We start from the raw sequence: 2,361 nt of genomic DNA on the forward strand, positions 1-2,361 counted from the left end.
GCGGTCAGCGCGGCGTGGGCGGCCGCCGGCGGCGACCCGGACGCCGACGCGGCGGACTGCGCCTCGGCCGTCGAGGCCGGGGACCAGCGGGCCCGCGCGGTCTGGCAGGAGGCGGTCGACGCCCTCGCCGACGGGCTCGTCACCGCGCTCACCCTGCTGGACCCCCGCACGCTGATCGTCGGTGGCGGGCTCGCCGAGGCGGGGGAAACCTTGTTCACACCACTGCGGGAGGCCGTCCGGCGGCGGGTCACCTTCCAGAAGCTGCCGTCCCTGGTCCCCGCGGCCCTCGGGGACACCGCCGGATGCCTGGGCGCGGGACTCCTCGCCTGGGACCTGCTCGCCCCCGCCGACTCCCCGGACCCCTCGGAGGTAACCGCCTGATGGCCCCCACCACTGTTCTAGCCGGTGCCCGGGTGGTCCTGCCCACCGGGACCGTGGACGACGGCCGCGTGATCGTCGAGGGCACGCGGATCGTCGCCGGGGGTCCCCCCGCACCCGGCACGGCCGCGGCGGGCGTCGTGCGGACCGTCGACCTGAGCGGCCACTGGGTGGTCCCGGGCTTCGTCGACCTCCACAACCACGGCGGCGGCGGCGCCTCCTTCACCTCCGGCACCGTCGACGACGTCCTGCACGGCATCCGGACCCACCGGCTGCACGGCACCACCACCCTGGTCGCCTCCACCGTCACCGGCGACATGGACTTCCTCGTCCGCCGGGCCGGACTCCTCGCCGAGCTGGCCCAGCAGGGCGACCTGGCCGGCATCCACTTCGAGGGCCCCTTCATCTCCCCCTGCCGCAAGGGCGCCCACTCCGAGGAGCTGCTGCGCGACCCCGACCCGGCGGAGGTCCGCAAGCTGGTCGACGCGGCCCACGGGCACGCCAGGATGGTCACCCTCGCCACCGAACTGCCCGGCGGCCTCGACTCGGTGCGCCTGCTCGCCGAGCTCGGCGTGATCGCCGCCGTCGGCCACACGGACGCCACCTACGAGCAGACCGTGGCCGCCATCGACGCGGGCGCCACCGTCGCCACCCACCTGTTCAACGCCATGCCCGCCCTCGGGCACCGCTCCCCCGGCCCGATCACCGCCCTGCTGGAGGACGAGCGGGTCACGGTCGAGCTGATCAACGACGGCACCCACCTGCACCCGGCCGCGCTCCAGCTGGCGTTCCATCACGCGGGCCCGCACCGCGTCGCGTTCATCACGGACGCGATGGACGCGGCGGGCTTCGGCGACGGCCGCTACCTGCTCGGCCCGCTGGAGGTGGAGGTCGCCGACGGCGTGGCCCGCCTCGTGGAGGGCGGCTCCATCGCCGGGTCGACGCTCACCCTGGACCGCGCCTTCCAGCGGGCGGTCACCGTCGACCGGCTGCCCGTCGAGCACGTGGTGGCCGCCCTGTCCGCCAACCCCGCCCGGCTGCTGGGCCTGGACGACCGGATCGGCTCCCTCGAACCGGGCAAGGACGCCGACCTCGTGGTCCTGGACGCGGACTTCGCCCTCAAGGGCGTGATGCGCCGGGGCGAATGGGTGGTCGATCCCCGACAGGGCTGATCCGTCCCGTCGCCGGGAGACGGTGACCGGCTCCGGGGGTGGGCCGGGCGCCGTCTCTTTGGCATGATCGTGCCCCTGGCAGTCATGGCACGCGCGGGCAGCGCAGGCGGCAGAAGGGGAGGTCGGCCCGGTGATCCTCACGGTCACGCTGAACACCGCTCTCGACATCACCCATCGCGTGCCGTCCCTGCGGCCGCACGCGTCCCACCGGGTCTCGGAGGTGTCCGAGCGTCCCGGCGGCAAGGGGATCAACGTGGCCCGGGTGCTCGCCGCCCTCGGCCACGAGGTGACGGTCACCGGCTTCGCCGGCGGCACCACCGGCCGCATCCTGCGCGAGCAACTCGCCGACGTGCGCGGCCTGGTGGACGAACTGGTCCCGGTCGACGGCACGACCCGGCGCACCATAGCCGTGGTCGACGACCGCTCCGGCGGCACCACCCAGCTCAACGAACCCGGCCCGCCCATCTCCCCCGCCGAGTGGTCCGCCTTCCAGGAGGCCTACGCGGCACTCCTGCCCGCCGCCTCCGCGGTGGCCCTGTGCGGCAGCCTCCCCCCGGGCGTCCCGGTGGGCGCCTACGCCGGGCTCCTGCGCACCGCCCGCGCCGCCGGGGTGCCCACCCTGCTCGACACCAGCGGGTCGGCGCTGCGCCGCGGCATCGCCGGACGCCCCGGCATCCTCAAGCCGAACGCCGACGAACTCGCCGAACTCACCGGCTCCCACGAGCCGTCGACCGCCACCCGGGACGCCCGCCGCCGGGGCGCGGGCGCGGTGGTCGCCTCCCTGGGCCCGGACGGCCTGCTCGCCGTGACC

At 75.7% G+C, this 2,361-nt stretch carries 3 protein-coding genes; all 3 read left to right on the top strand.

Translation table 11 applies throughout. The annotated features are described in order from the left end of the window. Positions 1 to 381, top strand: a 381-nt coding sequence (locus G3I53_RS19065; protein WP_164438582.1) for an ROK family protein, incomplete at its 5' end; no start/stop codon positions are given. Continuing rightward, complete coding sequence (gene nagA, locus G3I53_RS19070) at positions 381 to 1,550, top strand: N-acetylglucosamine-6-phosphate deacetylase (RefSeq protein ID WP_164337879.1); 1,170 nt, start codon at positions 381 to 383, stop codon at positions 1,548 to 1,550. The genes G3I53_RS19065 and nagA, both read left to right, overlap by 1 nt. A gap of 130 nt (positions 1,551 to 1,680) precedes the next feature. Continuing rightward, positions 1,681 to 2,361 (top strand): 1-phosphofructokinase family hexose kinase (locus tag G3I53_RS19075; RefSeq protein WP_164438583.1); only part of this gene is annotated, 681 nt, incomplete at its 3' end.

Source organism: Streptomyces sp. SID14436 (genome assembly GCF_010548465.1).
In the GTDB taxonomy this organism is placed as follows: domain Bacteria; phylum Actinomycetota; class Actinomycetes; order Streptomycetales; family Streptomycetaceae; genus Streptomyces.